The following is a 16,588-nucleotide window of genomic DNA, read 5'->3' as shown; positions in this document are numbered from 1 at the left end:
AAATGTATTACTTGGAACTTATCGACCGATTTTGGGACTTCAATCAGAAGGCAAGACTTGGCTCTTCGGCAATTTCGCTCTATCTGTACCTTTTGAAATTAGGAAAGGACAACGATAGTTATAAGGTCGTTATTTCCGATGTTGCACTCGGTAATGCATTGGGAATAACTAGAAAAACCGTAAAACCGACCAAAGATAAACTTCGCGAGTTGGGTCTTGTTGAATTTGAGTCCAAAAGTGGATTTCCTTGTAATTACAGAATTCTGTTAAATTACTTATCTGATATTCCCATACTGGAGAAAATAGAGAAGGAAAAAATCGAAAAAGTACCAAGTTTGGAGATTGTTGAAAAACATGAAACTTTAAAGAGAAGCGATTCGTCCAAGGAAGTTGTTCCCAAAATCAGTAAATCTAGTGATAAAGTTTCCATTACTGATACTTCCAAAAGCAGCAAGTCAAAAATTATTCCCGAATTGGAAGAATTTATTCAGTTTGCAACAACTTTAGAGGATTATCAGCCTCTTTTGGACTCTGTAATTGAAGAAAAATATCATTCGTGGTTAGAAAACGACTGGCGGAATAGTTCTGGAAGACCCATTTCCAACTGGAAATCCTCATTAAAAAGTATCCTGCCCTATTTGAAGAATAGTCAAAATGATGATACAGTTTCCGTCGATTCCATTCCAAATATCAAACGACCGAAAACATCATGAAATCAATAAAAAGTCGATTTCATTTCTAACAAATCGTAAAAACTTAAAACAATGAAAATATCTGACTTAAAACCTGGTCAAAAAGTAACCATCAATAAAATATCTTACGAATATCTGGGTATCCAGAAAGTGAGGATCCCCAATATAGGAGAAGCCGAAAAAAGGGTGTTCAAAGCAACTGGTGTTGATTCCTACAAACACTACAATCTCATTGATGGAGACAAAACACTGAAAAGTGAGAAAATAAAACTAGTAAAGAAAACTGTTCGAACCAAATAATTACCATCTGAAATCAGGAAATAAGAAATCAGGAACATTAAGAATAGAAAATGTCTTTATCTGAAAAAGATTTGCGCCATGTCCGAAAGAAGTTTGAGGACAAGGGAGAAAAAGTTCCCGACAAGATTCGGCTGGGAAATCATTTCGTGGACGACTTTATTTTTGATGACCAACAAGCGGCGGACATCCCAATCAATGCGCTTCGAGTCATTTTCAATATCGTTGCAATTATCGGCAATGAACAGTTTCGTCCCGAAGACCGTCCGAAGCAACTTTCCCTATTTGATGAAGAATTTGAAACAGAAAATAACATTTTCGCCTCCATCAAAATCCGGAACAGTAAAATTTCTCCGAGTGGTTCCACAAAGCAGGTTGTGGATGCCTATGAGTTTCTCGCCAAATTTAAGATGGGATGGTACAAATCGCTTAATTCAAAAGGGAAAGAAATCAAAACATTTGGCGGACTTATTTCTACGCCAACCTATGACCAAAGAGGTTTTACCACATTTCTAATTAGCAGTTACTGGCTGAAAAAATTATTGGTTATTCCCGAATATAATTATGTACTCTATCATCTGGTGTATAATATCAGAAACAACAAACACATTATTTTCTCCATCTGGCTTTCAAAAATTCCCGAATCGGGAACAATGCTGAAGCTGGGTAATTTCAATAAAAAGTTTGGGTTAAATTATAAAAATACCAAAGATTTCTGCTTCAAATTTCTAAAGCCCATCAAAATCAATCTCGACAGATACAATAGTTTTTCTTTCCAATACAGGTATGAAAAGGATTCCATATTTATTGTTCCTATCTTAACCAAAGGATTTTCTCATCCATTTGAAGAAGCAAAAAAACTTATAGAATCAAACCAAGAGAATTTTAACCAAAGTCATAAAATTAACCGAAGATTGCTCTATTTCAAAAAACGATATAGATTAGACGAAGCCGAAACAGTCCAGTTTTTCCATCAATACGAAAATATACCGCAGACAAGGGAACTGATTGAAAGAGCCTTCAAGGAATTTATTAGGAACTGCAGAATGAGAAAGATAGCATCGACCGACTTTAAAGGTCAAAAATTTCTTATTGAAATTCAGGCACACATAAAGCATTTGTATAGAAATACAAAAATGGGAGAAATATTCCCTAATGGCTATCCGATGATTGTCTGATTTCGGAATTGCACTCACCACCAATTCGGAATTGCACTCACTAAAGTTAAAGAAATGTTAAAAATGAACAAAATAACAGCATCGAATTCGGAATTGCACTCACCCGAAGATTTAGAAAACACAAAAATTGTGGATAACCTAGCTGTTTTGTGGATAACTACGGTTATCAGAATAAATGGAAAAATCGATTCGGAATTGCACTCACCCCAAAACAGGCTTTATTTCGGAATTGCACTCACCCAGATTTCGGAATTGAACTCACTAGTTTTCGGAATTGAACTCACCGAAAAACACCATTAAATCCTTTGTGGCAAAAGAAGAATGCCGTTTGCTAAAAGTAATATAAAAGTAAATTAAAAGTCTTTTTTATTTAAAAGGGAAATGTGGATAAGTAATTTGCATTAAAAGAAAAAAAATGAATTGCGAAAAAGTCAAGCAAAACGTCGGAATTCGGGCGGTTTTGGAGTCGTTCGGGCTGTTTCCGGTCAAAGAAAATCCGAAAACTGCGTTTTATTTTGCGTTGGACCGGGAGGAAAAAATTCCAAGTCTGGCGGTCGATTTTGTCAAAAACAAGGCGTTCGATTTTGGAAATGGAAAAAGTTACGATGTGATTTCAATTGTCCAACAGATAAAGAAATGTTCCGTTTCAGAAGCATTGAAATGCCTTTCAACATTGGATTTTAGAGTTCAAAATGAAATAAAATATCACGAAACTACTGGTCAAACATGCAATCAGATTTTAGAAATCAAAGAAATCCAGCATCCTGCATTAATTCAGTATCTGAAGTCCCGAAGAGTTTTTGAGCAAAAGCATAGGGTTAAGGAAATTCACTACGAATTGAAAGGAAGAAAATATTTCGGAATTGGATTTCAGAATAAGTCCGGAGGTTTTGAGATTCGCAATCCACAGTCAAAAATATGTTTGGGAAAAAAGGATGTGACGTTGATTGTTAATGATAACAATCTCAAGAACGAGATTCTCATATTTGAGGGCTTTTTCGATTATCTGACCTACCGAAATTTAGACAAATCAGATAATTCAAACTGTGATTACTTGACTTTAAATTCAACCGCAATGTTTTTCAAGGTGGAAGAAAAACTGAAACAATATGAGAAAATTTCACTTTTTCTAGACAATGATAAGAATGGGAAATCGGTTAAATTAAAAATTAAAAGTCAATACAAAAATGTAGAGGATTGCTCTTTAATTTATCATAATTTTAAGGACTTGAACGAGTGGTTTTGTAATATTTGATCAGTTTAAATCATTGGAGAAACCATTTTCCAATGAATTTCCTTTAGTTTTCCATTAACAACCACGTCCATTGATTAAGTTTCCCAACTGCGGTTGGGCTTTTACGTTTGCAAATGTAGGACGGCACCACCCACACAAAAAAATCTTTTTGGGTTTCTAAAAAAATTCTTTCCACAAGCTCCAACAATTTTTCCAGACACTCCTAAATCCTTCGGACAAAAAGATTTCAAGCCCGATTCGGAATTTTCTGCCTTTATCCAGCGGAACCGAATCGGGTTTTGTATGGATGGTGCCGTCCTATGTTCATGCGCAAAGAAAAAGCCGGAACCTCAGTTGTACGAATCAAATCAACCATAGACGTTCTTTGAAATCAACGGAAAAACAATAAAAATCCAGCAAAAAATACTGTTTTCTAACTTAATATAAAAAAAGAAAAATGCCGAGTGTCCTCGATACCAAATCAATTCACTCCCAACATTTGACCTTTGACAAAACAAAAATTAACAAAATATTAACATTTTAAAATTTAAGATTATGAACACAATCGTAGGTAGAATTACCAAAAATGCAGAAATCAACACCTTGAAAAACGATAAACAGGTCGTAAACTTTTCGGTAGCACCCAATGACTAAATTACTAAAAAAAGTGGAATTGAAAAGCATATGCGGCTAAATATTTAGGCTTTTCAATTCAAGACTTCATCCCGCATTTTGCAAATACTATGTTGTACGCAGTTTTATTTTTCTATTTTCACATCAATATTCAATGAGGGTTGAGCAATTGTTCTCTTTTCCCATCTGTCATAATAGCTCCTATAATAAACGGTTTTGAATAATGCTCCACTCAAATAAATCCATCCATCAAAATTATTTATTACTTGCATTGATACAAAGAAATTTTGTTTAGAAATCCATACATTTCTTTTAGATATATCAAAGGTAAATGTCCCTGCTTTTATGTCGGCTTCTGTTAATTGTACTGTTAGATTTTCACTTAACAAAGAATTGTCAGGAAGTCCATTTTTTTCTGAATATACATTGAAACTTATCAAAAGAGGTTTATCAGTTTTCAAATTTACAATATTAATATTGATCTTTTGAATTTTTAATTTTTTGTTATTATTAAAATAAACACCAAATTCTTTAGATTTATCTTCTTTGGTTCTTGCAGGATTAAAACCAAATTGTACTTTTTTGGTTTTTGCATTAGTTCCCCAGTTTTTTTCGGAATATCTTTTTGGATTTAATTTAACTTCTTGAATATCTACTACTTTTTCGTTAAGAGAAATTATGTGATTTCCACTTATAAAATTTTGAACTGATTGAGAAAAATTTTCAAATCCTCCAACTTGCACTGTAATATTTTTATTCTGATCAACATTTGTCAAGTCAATTGAATAATTACCTTTTTCGTCAGCAATTGCTCCAAAATTTTCATTTTCAATTCCTATTCTAACAAAAGGAATTGCGCTATTGTTTTCTTTCGAAATAATCTTACCATTTATTGTTTGGGCATTTAAAATACCACAAAAAATTATTGCTAAAAATTTAAATAGTTTACTCATTTAGTTAGTTTGTATAAACCCGTTTGTTGTAAAATTGCGTACAACGGAAAAGGGCTTTGCGAGGTGCGGGCTACTGCAACCGAGATTTCAAGAGGAGAACCGAACCCTAGCAAAAACTTTTTCCATTTTTTAAAATTACGAAAGAACTAAAAAATGGAAAAGTTTTTTGCGGGTACTTTTTAGAATATTTCTGAGATTTCCTTCAACCCCGCATCTTGCAAAACCCATCTTTACTTTACACCCATAAATTAATACCTTTAAAATTAACAAGACAGAGGTGAACTAGAAATACCTTTAGAGATTAAAAGTCTCATCTAACATATCAGTCCTCTGCCTTGTTTTAAAAGGTTGAAAAAGCTTTAGATAGAATACCAGATTACCCAGATCTAATAAAGATTTTAAAGCAATTCAACATCAATTTAACACCACTAAATTATGAAAAATTACAGAACTTACATCGGAATTGATGTAGCAAAATTAACCCTCGATTATTGCATCGTAAAAGAAGATCCACAGCTCGAACAGGGTCAGATACTGAACACTCAAAAATCGGTCGATAAGTTTTTAAAAACATTGAAAAAAACCGGCTGCCAGATGAATGAGACTCTTTTCGTCTTCGAAAACACCGGCATTTATTCCTCGCTGCTTGCGTTGGTTTTAAGCGAAAACAGCCTGGATTACGCCCAGGTTCCTGCTCTGGAAATCAAACGTTCTCTGGGGATTACCCGTGGCAAAAGCGATAAGGTAGATGCGAAAGAGATTGCTCATTATGCCAAACGAAACACGGATAAAATCGCGCTTTCCACCCTTCCTGAGCTCAGTCTGCAGCAACTGAAAATAGTGTTTACCGAGCGTGAAAAAACCGTGGCAGCCATTAAAACATTTGAAAGAACAAAGGAAAACGAAATGTTCCTGACAAAAGAGGTTTTCAACAGCGTAAAAGCAATTAATAACCAAACGGTAAAACACCTGAAAAAACAACTTGTAATGTTGGATGAGAAGATCAGAACACTGATTCGGGAAGACGAAAACCTGTACGGACAGCAGCAACTTCTAAAAAGCATTCCGGGTATCGGGGATATTACTTCGGTTTATATCTTAATGGCGACAAAAGGATTTACGGCATTTACAAGCGGACGAAAATTTGCGTGTTATTCAGGTGTGGCGCCCTTCGAGCATTCTTCCGGCACAAGTATTAAAGGAAAAACCAGAGTCAGTCACCTGGCGGATAAAAAAATGAAAACACTGCTGCACATGGCCTCTCTTACGGCAATAAAATACGATCCGGAACTCAAGGACTATTACAACAGGAAAAAAGCAGAAGGAAAGCATACTATGCTGGTCTTAAACAACATAAAATGTAAAATGGTGTACAGAATCTTTGCCGTCATCCAACGGAAATCAAACTTTGTGAACCTGCATAAATTTGCAGCTTAATTTTATCACTTTTTGTTTGGTTTTTGTCATAGAATATGTTAGCAGAAGTGTCTTCTTTAGCGCGTCCAATCCTCAAGCTTCCCATTTTTCTCTTGCCAAATTTCTATATAAATATCTTCTGAAATTGGTTTTCCTTTATCCTTCAAAATATCAAATTGTAGTCCAGTTAAAGCATTTCTCACTTTGCTGATACAATACTCATATTCATCTTCCTCATAGAACTCTTTTCGTTCTTCATTTGAATAGGTCATTCTCACATTTGATATTTTTCCATTTTCAGAAATTGTAATTAGATATTTTTCCGAACAATCATAATCACTTTTCCAATTTTTCTTTTTCAGTTTTTCAAAGATAATTTTAGAAACTTTGCTTTTATCCTTTCGATTAATTCCATTTTTGATTTTTGCATAATTTTTCACATTTCCTTGACTAATTAAATTTCCATTTTGAAAACCTAAAACAGTTTCGTATTCAAATATTTTATAAAAAACTCCGTCCCAACGGAGAATTTTATTTTTTTCTGTTTTGTCAGGAAAATTGATTAATCCAGTAAACCAATTAATAAAAACTCTGTTGTTTTCCACTTTATCGCCAAAAATTTCCTTCATCTTATTTTGAGAATTAGATAAATTTACTGATTATCCGTTTATGCACCTGTTATATTCGCAATTACTAGTCTGTCAAAGAGTTTGTCTCCAAAATACCGTCTGTTTAATTTGTAAATAAACTCGTTGAGATACAACTGTAAGTATTTCCTTTTGATTTTATGGTAGTTGCCCAGCAATGTCCGTTTTGCATTACTGATTGCGATATGCACCCATTTGAGTGTTTCCTTGGTGGTTTTGGCGTCTGATTTCTCGGTGACGTGCAATTCCACCAGATCGGAGATGTCAACGTAAGAAGTGCTTTTGTCCGAAAATACGATGGCATCATCCTCCATGCAGTCCCTGACCACGCCGTTGATTCCTTCACTTTGATGGCTATCCAGTACCCTGGCCTTGAAATAACGCACATGCTTCTCCTTTTTGCCCGTTTCGATATCTTCCAACGGGGTGCTTTCGGCCATCACCGCAACGTTCTGCTTTCCCTCGGCTCCCCGGCCACGTGTACCCTTGCCTCGCTCGATTTCCTTACTGGCCACCGAAAAGTTAACGAATTCTTGCGGTTTCTTTCAGCGCCGCCAATACCGCCAGCCCGTCGCGCAAGGGGCGCGGCTCGTGTGTGCGGATGAAGTCAGCTCCACCTGCGGCGGCGGCAAGCTCTGCAGCGAGTGTCGCGGCCCCGACATCCCCCGGACCACGGCCTGTGAGCGCGCGCAGAAAGGATTTGCGCGAAACAGACAGAAGCACCGGCAAATCGAAGCGCAGCCGCAATTCATCGAACCGCGCCAGCACCGAGAGCGAGGTTTCGGGAGCAGCCCCCAGAAAAAACCCCATGCCGGGATCAAGGACAAGGCGGTTGCGTTTGATACCGGCACCCGTCAGCGCCGCGATGCGCGCGTCAAAGAACGCCGCAATGTGATCCATGATGTCGCCAGCGGGTGCCTCGCGCCGATCTGCCTGCCCGTCTTGCACCGAATGCATAACGACGAGTTTGGCAGATGATTTCGCCAATTGCGGATAGAACGCAGCGTCTGGAAAACCGCGAATATCATTGAGATAGGCCACACCACGCGACAAGGCATAGGCTTGCGTCGCGGGTTGATAACTGTCGAGCGAGACGGGAATGCCATCTGCCTTGAGCGCGTCCAGCACCGGCGCGATACGCGCGATTTCTGTGTCGGACGAAACAGGCGCGGCGTCGGGATTGCTGGATGCCGGACCGAGGTCGATCACATCTGCCCCCTCGGCCATCAGCTTACGCGCCTGCGCAATGGCTGCGTCTGGCGCCAGATACCGGCCTCCATCGGAGAAACTGTCCGAGGTTATGTTGACGATGCCGAAAATGATGAGCGATTTATTCATGGGGGCTTCTATAATAATACCTAAAATCCGCAGGTAGTTAATTAGGATGTTTAAAGATTCTGATTATCCGTTTATGCACCTGTTATATTCGCAATTACTAGTCTGTCAAAGAGTTTGTCTCCAAAATACCGTCTGTTTAATTTGTAAATAAACTCGTTGAGATACAACTGTAAGTATTTCCTTTTGATTTTATGGTAGTTGCCCAGCAATGTCCGTTTTGCATTACTGATTGCGATATGCACCCATTTGAGTGTTTCCTTGGTGGTTTTGGCGTCTGATTTCTCGGTGACGTGCAATTCCACCAGATCGGAGATGTCAACGTAAGAAGTGCTTTTGTCCGAAAATACGATGGCATCATCCTCCATGCAGTCCCTGACCACGCCGTTGATTCCTTCACTTTGATGGCTATCCAGTACCCTGGCCTTGAAATAACGCACATGCTTCTCCTTTTTGCCCGTTTCGATATCTTCCAACGGGGTGCTTTCGGCCATCACCGCAACGTTCTGCTTTCCCTCGGCTCCCCGGCCACGTGTACCCTTGCCTCGCTCGATTTCCTTACTGGCCACCGAAAAGTAACCCTCATCCAGTTCTATCATCCCTTCCAGTGTATACCTTGCATCCCGGTTGCCCATCGCCCTGCGGAGTTTGTGTACCATCGCCCATACCGGTTCGTAACGCTTCAATCCTAATTGCTTCTGGAGTTCGTTGGTGGAGAATCCCTTTTTTGTGCAACTCATCAGGAACATCGTTTTGTACCACACCAGAAACGGCAGCTTGGAGCTCTCCATGATCGTACCGCTGCGCAACGAGGTGCGGAAACGGCAACCTTTGCATTCATAACTCCATTTACCCTGTAACCAATAATGGGAAGTGCCCCCGCATCGCTTGCAGACAACCCCTTCCTTATCACGCTGCTCCTTGAAATGCAAACGACAATCTTCCTCCGAACCGAAATGAGCCGTAAAACTGAATATGTTCATAATCCCTGCTTTTTGAGCGCTAATATACTAAAAATATTAGGTGTGTTTGCGGAGAATCAGATAAATTTATTTTGGATTTTTCGTATAATTCACCACAAGAAATAATATTTGTTAAATAAAGTTTATTGTCTATTATTTCGTATATCGCTTGATATCCTCTCCAACAATTTGTTGAAACCCCAATATTTTCAGAGCTTCTGAAACTTAACCCAAAAAGTTTTTCTTCATTTGGATTTTTCTTTTGTAAAAATTGTTCTAAAATTAAATTATACGTTGGTATAGTGTCACCTTTATAAATGATATAATCCGGAATTTGTGGACTTGCAAAAATTCTAATTGCAAACAAGATAATAATTAAGAAAAGTGTTTTATGCAGTACTTTCATTTGACATTTCTGCTAACGGGAAAAGTATTGGCGAAGTGCGGGTAAAAGAAGCTGAAAATGAACAACGTAAACTGCACGAAGCAAAAAACTTTTTCGTTTTTCAAACTTACAAAAAAATTGGAAAACGAAAAGTTTTTTTGCGACTAAAAATGACGAAAAGTTCAACTAAAAACTGAACCCCGCATTTTGCCAATACAATGTTAGCAGAAGTGTTATTCTTTATTTAGATATTCAATTGCTTTTTCTATAAATGTATCCTTTCCGTTTTTTATGTCTTCAATATTCTCTTCAATGATAATATCGGGATCTATTCCTATTGAATGAAATTGACTTCCATCTGGATTTCTAACTTTCATTCCTGTAAATGAGTAGGTCATTCCATTGAGAAGATTCACATAATTTATATTTCCATTTACACCACCAGTTCTTCTACCCATCGTTGTGACAAAATTATTTCCCTTTAGATATTGTGGAATTGATTCTTGATAACTTCCGTTTCCTTCATACATTAATAAGACGATTTTAGCATTCAATTCGTACTTTTTTTTATGATTCCACCCAAAAAATTCAGTAAAAGTAGCATTTTCAAAAAAAGGATTTTCAATCTTCGGATACGCCATAAACTTCACGTTATTTCTATCCCAAAAGAAATTTCTTATCATTGAATTTGCTCCACCTTTTCCTTTTTTTGGATATCCTCTTAAATCTAATACTATTTTTTTAAATGATTTTAGATAGTCAATATTGGATTCTACGTTTTCTGTTGTAAGGTTTTGTAAGTTTAGATAAAGAATTTCTTTATCTAATTCTTTCATCTCAAAAGAATTATCTTGATTGAAAAATTCTATGTTTTGGTAAATTTTATAATTTCTTTGTAGCGTAATTAATTTTCCATCTTCCAAGTTAATGGAAAGTTTAGTGTTTTCCTTTCCTTTAAATAATTCACGGAGTATTGTATTATTTATATTGTATTGGTCTGAACCAGACCAATATTGTTTAATACTGTCAATAACCGTTTTGGTATCTTGTCCATTTATTTTGGTAATAATATTTCCTTTTTTTAAATTCGGAATGCCTCCTAAAATATTGGTAATTACTAATTGGTTTGTATTTTTGATAAATTTAGTTTTTATTCCAGGGGAAAACGAATTAATTTGTGAATATTTTGGATAAGTAATCCACATATGTCCATCATTAAAATAGTGAGAGATTTTTCTCAAGGTAAACATATTTTCTTCTTCTGATTTATTTTTAAAGGTTGCTTTTAGACCTTCATCCAGTATTTTATCCCAATCTATTTTCATTTCGTCTTGGTACGGAAAAAAATGTCGTAGACCAGACCACATAATTATAAAATTTGCAATAGCAGTATTTTTATCGAAAGAACTGGGATTTAGTTCATTATACTTTTCTATGTTTCCTTCTGGAATTGTTTTTCCATTTATTTCATAAACGATTAAAGGAATATTTACAACAAAATTATTAGATAGTTTCAGTTTATAAAACTTTTCAGGAATAGGTAAATCCTTGATTTTTATGTTGGATTCGTCTAAGTTTTTACGAAATCTTTTATAAGTTTCACTTTTAGAACCACTTGCAAGTCCCAAATTGCACCAATAGATAGGTTTTTCTTCTGAACCTTTCCATTGATATTCATTTTCTCCAAATGTGATGGATGGTGCAATTGGAAGAAACAGTTCTTCTATTTTTTTTTGAAACTCTTTTTGATTTTTAGTTTTTAAAATTTCTTCGACACCATAAGTAGCGAAGAGGTCCCATTTCATTTTTGCAGATTCATCACTTGGATGGAAATGGCGAATAACAGAATAGATTTTTGTAAAATCTTTAAGTTTTTCAATTTCTTCTTTTGCTTGAGCAAAAAAAAGATTGGATAATAAAATAAAAGATAGTAGGATTTTTGATTTCATAAAAATTATTTTCTGATTACCATTTGCAAATAAAAAATAAAAAATAAAAAATTAGAAAAATCTTAAAGAGTTGTTTTAAATGTTTGCCAAAATTTATTTATGAGTGTTAATTTTTGGCGGTGTCTTTTTTTAACATTTCTGCTAACGTTTCGGGGCTTTGCGAAGTGGCGGAAAATCGAAGACGAAAGTTTCGATTTAGACGGAACGTAGCAAAAGCCAATTTCTAATGGCTAATTTATGAAAAAAAGCCAATAAAATTGGCTTTTGCGGATTAAAATGCAGAAACTTTCAATTTAGACTTAACCCCGCCATTTTGCAAAACCCTTGTTAACTGCTGCCCGTTTTTCAAAGTTCATTAAAATTGATTAGTTCATATTCGGGTGAAGTTTCAAAAAATACTTTGAAAAATTCGGTATGAGATGAACCAAAAAGTATCAATATTCTATCTTCTTCAGGAGTTATATTTTGGGTTATTTTATGCAAAATACGGATATTTCTGCTTACTAAATCTAAAGTTAAGTCATCTGCACCTTCTATGTTTTCACTTTTAAATGAAGTTAAAAACATACTATAAAATCCTCTTTGTTGGTACTTTTCAGAGTTTAATAGCTTAAAATAATCCAATAATGAATTTTCTAATAAATACTTGTCGTCTAATTCATACCATTTGTGATATTTTGTAAGAGTAGGCGATATTTTTTCATTAGTTACATTTTTCTTTAAAGATTTGATATAATTTTTTGTGCTGTCGTTTTCAAAAAGGTCGTGAGCAATTGTTCTTGAGTCAACTGCATAAATTGTATCTAATCGAAACTTGTCGGATAGTCGGAATGCAATTTGGTCAATTTCGTCCGCAGTTAGTTTGTATTTTCCTTTTTGATAATTTTTATAGTTTTCCATAAGAACATTGTCCTTATTAAAATCTTCTACAAAAATTTTATTTGGTTTAAATTTAGCGATATACTCTACAAGTTCTAAAACTTCTTTTTGTCGTTCCTCGGATAAGATATTTACTCTGTTAAGTTCTTCCGTTTTATATTGGTCTTGGTCGAAATACGCAAAATGAAAAGTTCCAACAAGTAGAATTTTTGGCAATTTTTGGTTTTTTATTAAAATGCTGTCAGGATTTATTTGTGCTTTTGAAGCAGAAGTAATAAGAGCGAAAAGATAGAAGATTATTAGTTTTAATTTCATTTGTGATTTTTGTTCGGTGCGTTTTTCTCGGGTTGCAGTTAACGGGCCGCGTATTGGCGATAGTGGCGGATATGAAAGCCTAAACTTTCAATTTTGCACTAAGCTAAGCAACAGCTTTTTATTATTTTCTAAATTTATGAAAAAAGGAAATATAAAAAGCTGTTGCGACTAAAAATGCACACACTTTCTATATTTCCCTTAAACCGCCATTTCGCCAATACGATGTTGTGCGATCGTTATTTTATTTTTTGTTTTATTTCGTCAAAATTTTCAGCTAAAAGTAGTTTGTAGAATTCTTTTACTTCTAACCAATCTTTAGCTTTATAATTTGACTGATTTCCGTCAAATACAATTGCTAAATTTAACTCTTTGTCAGTTTCAATAACATTTTCATCGTCAGTTATTACAGAAACCCAAAAAGCTCCGTGTTCGTCATCGGTTTCTTGAATTTCAATAATTGCTTTTTCAATATCGGTAAAATCAATATTGTCTTTGTTATAACCTCCAGCGTATTGAATGTAGTTTTCGTTCATATTTATTTACTATAATCCCAAAAATTATTAATTAAATTAATAACTAATATTTATAAACGTTTTGTTTTTCATAATGTCGCACAACGGCAGAGTATTTCTGCTGTGGCGACAACTAAAACAAAAACTACAAATAATTACAAATCTAAATATTATGAAAAATAGTGAAACAAATAACATTCAGAGCCATAGCGGAAATACTTTGTTAGGTGCAGGTTATTCATCTTGCGAGGTTTGTTTCAACATCAAATTGAAACGTAAAGGAATTATGAAGTGGTTGGAAGATAAAAAGTTCATCAAGCCAAAAACAGAAGGATTTGCTTTAATGGTAAGAGATTGGGATAGAGTTGATATTTTATCTTCAAACGAAGAAAGTGTAGTTTCAATTACAAGCACTAAGGTTAATGGGTTGCGCTAACTTGCACCTAACGTGCCGCGTATTGGCGATGGGCGGGATTTTTAGCACTGAACTTTAATCGAAGAACAGAAATTGAATTTTGCACTTCCGTTGATACGAAGCCGTTCAGCCCGCCTATTGCCAATACGATGTTGTACGACGTAGTTATGTTTTGGGTTTTAGTCCAGCTAAATATTTTCGTATGTCATTTTCTAATTTATCCGGGTATTTGTACTCTAATTTTTTTGACAATTCAGTTCCTATTTCTGAAACTAAATCAGTCATTGAAAATAGAGCAGTCCAATTTTCCTTTATATTGCTCCCTGAAAATGTTTGTTCTGTTTTAGCCCACATTTCCTGGTTAAGATACTTTTTGAAAAGTCGTCCATATTTATTGGTCGTTATGTTCCAATTGTGTTCACTTGCAATGTGCCATTCAATTAAAGGAATTAAATATTCTGTGCGAATAACGGTTTCCGACATAAATTTCGCATAGAATATTTCATCTCTCACAAGACACTTTGCCACGTAAGTTGTGTCCCACCAAAAATCGTTTATTAGATTTTGAAACTCTTTTTCAGACGGTTTTTTGATAATGGAAATTTGATAAGTTGGTTTCAGCATTTGCTTTGTAATACCATCTTTATCAATTAAAATTTTATAACCAATATCCCAATCTTCTGGTAATTCTTTCTCTTGCGTTTCCTTTATAAATTTTGATTTGCTGTAAAGTTTAAAATCTACTTTCACACCGTCTTCATAAAGTAGCATTTTCATTGCGTGTTTATGGTTAAAACAACTTTCGTCTTCTTCAATCATAGCAATTGGATTTCCGAATTTAAGCGTCCAGCTTTTGTCTGAAATGTAATTTGTATTATCCTCAAAAACAAATTCAATGTCTAAATCACTAAATTCGTCAACAAGTGCTAAAGGATTTACAAGTGAACTTGTCAGAAGAAGAACTCTTACATCTTCGTTTTTCTCCGACCATTCTATAATTGTTCTTAACTTTTCTTCTCTGACTTTCATTTTGTTTGGTTCGGTTTTACTATGTCGTACAACGGGAAACGCATTGGCGAAGTGGCGGATAAATTGGACAAAAAGTTCAATTTAGCGAGAACGTAGCCGATGTGTTTCCACAGAGCTAACTTACAAATAAAAAGCGAATGTGGAACACATTCGGCGGAATAAAATGCAGAAACTTTCAATTTAGCACTTAACCTGCCATTTTGCCAATGCGATGTTATGTGAAGGAATTTTTAGTATCTTTGTATTCAAATAATTCACATTTTATGTATTTCAGCAAGCCTTGGTAATTAAAAATTAAAGTAAATTATTAAATCGTCTTTTTGAGACGGTTGCTATTTGGTACGTTAATTTTTAATTTAAAATAAGGTAATAATGAAAAATATAAAACCCTTAACTTTTCCGTTTAATTCGGAAAATAATACATCCATAAAACAAAGTCTTTTTCGATTTCGAGAATATTTTGATTCTTCTACAATTGTTGGTTTAGGCGAAAACTCACATTTCATAAAAGAGTTTTTTACATTCAGGCATCAAGTTATTGAGTTTTTAGTAACTGAATGTGATTTTGACACCTTGGCATTTGAGTTTGGTTTTTCTGAAGGATTAGAAGTTGATAAGTGGATAAAATCACAAATTCCATTCGACGATTTGGATAAGTTACTGTCACACTTTTATTATCCAAATGAGTTTAAAGATACTTTGCTATGGCTTCGTCGGTATAATCAAGACAATAATAATCAAATTACCTTTTTAAGTGTGGATATTCCTAAAAATGGAGGTTCTTATTTTCCAAACTTTCGTATTGTATCTGATTATTTGCAAAGACTTTCAATCGTTTCTTCTGATGTCTTACAGAAGATTTTAAATCTTGCTGAGAAATTTGATTTCTATTCGACTTCTCAGCTTGCGTTAAATTTATCGCTTTTTGATGAAGCTGAACATAATGAATTAAAAGCATTGCTATTAAAAGTTTACATTCGTTTGATTACTCTTCAACCAAAATTAGAAAGTTTAGAATTTCAATCGATAGTTCATCAAGTTAAAGGCTTGATTTATATGAATTATAATGCTGATGCTATGGAAAGTTTCATTACTGAAAGGGGAATTGAAGGAGATATGGGAGCAAAAGACCAGTATATGGCAGAAAGCATTGATTGGTTTTTGAAAAATTCACTTGGTAAAAAGATTATTTTGGTTGCCCACAATGCTCACATTCAAAAAACTCCGGTAGATTTTGATGGATTTATTAGTTGTTATCCAATGGGGCAAAGACTTTCGATGACTTTTGGAGAAAAATATAAAGCATTTGCAATAACTAATCTACGTGGAGAAACTGCGGCATTGTATCCTGATAATGATTATCAATTTGGCTTTAGGGTTGATAAATTTCCACTTGATTTTCCAGAGTCGGATTCTGTTGAATTTATTATGCAAGAATTTGGAGGAAAAGAATGCTGTTTACTAATGAACAGAAGTACGGAATTAAAAAATTGTAATAAGATTCGATTTGATTCGATGTGCCTAAAAACTGAAATAGAAGAAGCTTTTGACGGAATTTTTCTAATAGAAAAATCAACTGTTTCAGAAGTAGTGGATTGAGAATTTATAAATTTAATTTCGAAACGGCACTTTCTTTTTGGAGGTGCCGTTTTATTCTTTCACATAACCGCGGCTTTGCGAGGGAGCGGATTTTAGCATAAGACTTCCAAGCGAAGACGGAACTTTAAATATAACGAAAATCTTTGAACGGAAACAAT

General features: G+C 34.9%; 17 protein-coding genes and 2 pseudogenes. 9 read left to right on the top strand and 10 right to left on the bottom strand.

Features of this window, described 5'->3' with window-relative positions; all coding sequences use genetic code 11:
* Window positions 1-2 precede the first annotated feature (2 nt).
* The 6 genes and pseudogenes from PZ898_RS18690 to PZ898_RS18665 form a co-directional block, all read left to right on the top strand.
* Complete coding sequence (locus tag PZ898_RS18690; protein WP_185226163.1) at window positions 3-713, top strand: hypothetical protein; 711 nt, start codon at window positions 3-5, stop codon at window positions 711-713.
* 51 nt (window positions 714-764) lie between these two features.
* Entirely contained in the window at window positions 765-992 is a 228-nt protein-coding gene (locus tag PZ898_RS18685) for a hypothetical protein (protein ID WP_024564043.1), read from the top strand.
* Window positions 993-1,042: 50 nt separating this feature from the next.
* Entirely contained in the window at window positions 1,043-2,167 is a 1,125-nt protein-coding gene (locus PZ898_RS18680) for a hypothetical protein (protein WP_024564044.1), read from the top strand.
* A 63-nt stretch (window positions 2,168-2,230) separates the two neighbouring features.
* Window positions 2,231-2,467 carry a hypothetical protein gene (locus tag PZ898_RS18675; protein ID WP_123903502.1) on the top strand — a complete coding sequence of 79 codons (237 nt, stop codon included), beginning with the start codon at window positions 2,231-2,233 and terminating at the stop codon, window positions 2,465-2,467.
* Between the two features lie 115 nt (window positions 2,468-2,582).
* Window positions 2,583-3,422 (top strand): toprim domain-containing protein, encoded by an 840-nt coding sequence (locus tag PZ898_RS18670; protein WP_024564046.1) that lies wholly within the window; start codon window positions 2,583-2,585, stop codon window positions 3,420-3,422.
* Window positions 3,423-3,956: 534 nt separating this feature from the next.
* Window positions 3,957-4,052: pseudogene (locus tag PZ898_RS18665) on the top strand (single-stranded DNA-binding protein); the annotation flags it as partial.
* 107 nt (window positions 4,053-4,159) lie between these two features.
* On the opposite strand, the gene PZ898_RS18660 reads toward PZ898_RS18665, so the two are convergent.
* Window positions 4,160-4,987: a carboxypeptidase-like regulatory domain-containing protein gene (locus PZ898_RS18660; protein ID WP_277693947.1), complete on the bottom strand. Its 828-nt coding sequence runs from the start codon at window positions 4,985-4,987 to the stop codon at window positions 4,160-4,162.
* 435 nt (window positions 4,988-5,422) lie between these two features.
* Between PZ898_RS18660 and PZ898_RS18655 the strand changes: the two genes are divergently transcribed.
* Window positions 5,423-6,424, top strand: a complete 1,002-nt coding sequence (locus PZ898_RS18655) for an IS110 family transposase (RefSeq protein ID WP_277693946.1) — start codon at window positions 5,423-5,425, stop codon at window positions 6,422-6,424.
* A gap of 56 nt (window positions 6,425-6,480) precedes the next feature.
* Here the strand turns inward: PZ898_RS18655 and PZ898_RS18650 are convergent, their stop codons facing one another.
* From PZ898_RS18650 to PZ898_RS18615, 8 genes and pseudogenes are all read right to left on the bottom strand, one after another.
* Window positions 6,481-7,032 carry a hypothetical protein gene (locus tag PZ898_RS18650; RefSeq protein WP_059137249.1) on the bottom strand — a complete coding sequence of 184 codons (552 nt, stop codon included), beginning with the start codon at window positions 7,030-7,032 and terminating at the stop codon, window positions 6,481-6,483.
* A 38-nt stretch (window positions 7,033-7,070) separates the two neighbouring features.
* Window positions 7,071-7,571 (bottom strand): annotated as a pseudogene (locus PZ898_RS18645) (IS1595-like element ISBbi1 family transposase); the annotation flags it as partial.
* A 1-nt stretch (window position 7,572) separates the two neighbouring features.
* The gene (gene sul2, locus PZ898_RS18640; RefSeq protein ID WP_001043260.1) at window positions 7,573-8,388 is read right to left on the bottom strand and encodes a sulfonamide-resistant dihydropteroate synthase Sul2; all 816 of its coding nucleotides are present in this window, start codon (window positions 8,386-8,388) and stop codon (window positions 7,573-7,575) included.
* Between the two features lie 71 nt (window positions 8,389-8,459).
* Complete coding sequence (locus PZ898_RS18635) at window positions 8,460-9,368, bottom strand: IS1595-like element ISBbi1 family transposase (protein ID WP_005807145.1); 909 nt, start codon at window positions 9,366-9,368, stop codon at window positions 8,460-8,462.
* A gap of 19 nt (window positions 9,369-9,387) precedes the next feature.
* Window positions 9,388-9,753 (bottom strand): hypothetical protein, encoded by a 366-nt coding sequence (locus PZ898_RS18630; RefSeq protein ID WP_059137248.1) that lies wholly within the window; start codon window positions 9,751-9,753, stop codon window positions 9,388-9,390.
* Window positions 9,754-9,965: 212 nt separating this feature from the next.
* Window positions 9,966-11,681: a S41 family peptidase gene (locus PZ898_RS18625; RefSeq protein ID WP_277693925.1), complete on the bottom strand. Its 1,716-nt coding sequence runs from the start codon at window positions 11,679-11,681 to the stop codon at window positions 9,966-9,968.
* Window positions 11,682-12,026: 345 nt separating this feature from the next.
* Window positions 12,027-12,875, bottom strand: coding sequence for a DUF5694 domain-containing protein (locus tag PZ898_RS18620; RefSeq protein WP_277693924.1), 849 nt, complete (start codon window positions 12,873-12,875; stop codon window positions 12,027-12,029).
* Between the two features lie 236 nt (window positions 12,876-13,111).
* On the bottom strand, window positions 13,112-13,408 hold the full coding sequence (locus PZ898_RS18615; protein WP_277693923.1) for a hypothetical protein: 297 nt from the start codon (window positions 13,406-13,408) through the stop codon (window positions 13,112-13,114).
* Between the two features lie 151 nt (window positions 13,409-13,559).
* On the opposite strand from PZ898_RS18615, the gene PZ898_RS18610 reads away from it, so the two are divergent.
* Window positions 13,560-13,823: a hypothetical protein gene (locus tag PZ898_RS18610; protein ID WP_277693922.1), complete on the top strand. Its 264-nt coding sequence runs from the start codon at window positions 13,560-13,562 to the stop codon at window positions 13,821-13,823.
* A gap of 144 nt (window positions 13,824-13,967) precedes the next feature.
* On the opposite strand, the gene PZ898_RS18605 is transcribed toward PZ898_RS18610, so the two are convergent.
* The gene (locus tag PZ898_RS18605; protein ID WP_010257826.1) at window positions 13,968-14,831 is read right to left on the bottom strand and encodes an AadS family aminoglycoside 6-adenylyltransferase; all 864 of its coding nucleotides are present in this window, start codon (window positions 14,829-14,831) and stop codon (window positions 13,968-13,970) included.
* A 372-nt stretch (window positions 14,832-15,203) separates the two neighbouring features.
* Between PZ898_RS18605 and ere(D) the strand changes: the two genes are divergently transcribed.
* The gene (gene ere(D), locus PZ898_RS18600) at window positions 15,204-16,430 is read left to right on the top strand and encodes an EreD family erythromycin esterase (protein ID WP_277693921.1); all 1,227 of its coding nucleotides are present in this window, start codon (window positions 15,204-15,206) and stop codon (window positions 16,428-16,430) included.
* Window positions 16,431-16,588 lie beyond the last annotated feature (158 nt).

This window comes from Chryseobacterium sp. WX (assembly GCF_029542485.1).
Classification (GTDB): Bacteria; Bacteroidota; Bacteroidia; order Flavobacteriales; family Weeksellaceae; genus Chryseobacterium; species Chryseobacterium cucumeris.
The sequence above is the reverse complement of the archived record's forward strand: the minus strand, read 5'-3'. Positions and strand labels throughout refer to the sequence as shown.

Coding starts and splice junctions, on each gene's coding strand:
- PZ898_RS18690 (WP_185226163.1), top strand. CDS start 3: ATGTATTACTTGGAACTTATCGACCGATTTTGGGACTTCAATCAGAAG.
- PZ898_RS18685 (WP_024564043.1), top strand. CDS start 765: ATGAAAATATCTGACTTAAAACCTGGTCAAAAAGTAACCATCAATAAA.
- PZ898_RS18680 (WP_024564044.1), top strand. CDS start 1,043: ATGTCTTTATCTGAAAAAGATTTGCGCCATGTCCGAAAGAAGTTTGAG.
- PZ898_RS18675 (WP_123903502.1), top strand. CDS start 2,231: ATGAACAAAATAACAGCATCGAATTCGGAATTGCACTCACCCGAAGAT.
- PZ898_RS18670 (WP_024564046.1), top strand. CDS start 2,583: ATGAATTGCGAAAAAGTCAAGCAAAACGTCGGAATTCGGGCGGTTTTG.
- PZ898_RS18660 (WP_277693947.1), bottom strand. CDS start 4,987: ATGAGTAAACTATTTAAATTTTTAGCAATAATTTTTTGTGGTATTTTA.
- PZ898_RS18655 (WP_277693946.1), top strand. CDS start 5,423: ATGAAAAATTACAGAACTTACATCGGAATTGATGTAGCAAAATTAACC.
- PZ898_RS18650 (WP_059137249.1), bottom strand. CDS start 7,032: ATGAAGGAAATTTTTGGCGATAAAGTGGAAAACAACAGAGTTTTTATT.
- sul2 (WP_001043260.1), bottom strand. CDS start 8,388: ATGAATAAATCGCTCATCATTTTCGGCATCGTCAACATAACCTCGGAC.
- PZ898_RS18635 (WP_005807145.1), bottom strand. CDS start 9,368: ATGAACATATTCAGTTTTACGGCTCATTTCGGTTCGGAGGAAGATTGT.
- PZ898_RS18630 (WP_059137248.1), bottom strand. CDS start 9,753: ATGAAAGTACTGCATAAAACACTTTTCTTAATTATTATCTTGTTTGCA.
- PZ898_RS18625 (WP_277693925.1), bottom strand. CDS start 11,681: ATGAAATCAAAAATCCTACTATCTTTTATTTTATTATCCAATCTTTTT.
- PZ898_RS18620 (WP_277693924.1), bottom strand. CDS start 12,875: ATGAAATTAAAACTAATAATCTTCTATCTTTTCGCTCTTATTACTTCT.
- PZ898_RS18615 (WP_277693923.1), bottom strand. CDS start 13,408: ATGAACGAAAACTACATTCAATACGCTGGAGGTTATAACAAAGACAAT.
- PZ898_RS18610 (WP_277693922.1), top strand. CDS start 13,560: ATGAAAAATAGTGAAACAAATAACATTCAGAGCCATAGCGGAAATACT.
- PZ898_RS18605 (WP_010257826.1), bottom strand. CDS start 14,831: ATGAAAGTCAGAGAAGAAAAGTTAAGAACAATTATAGAATGGTCGGAG.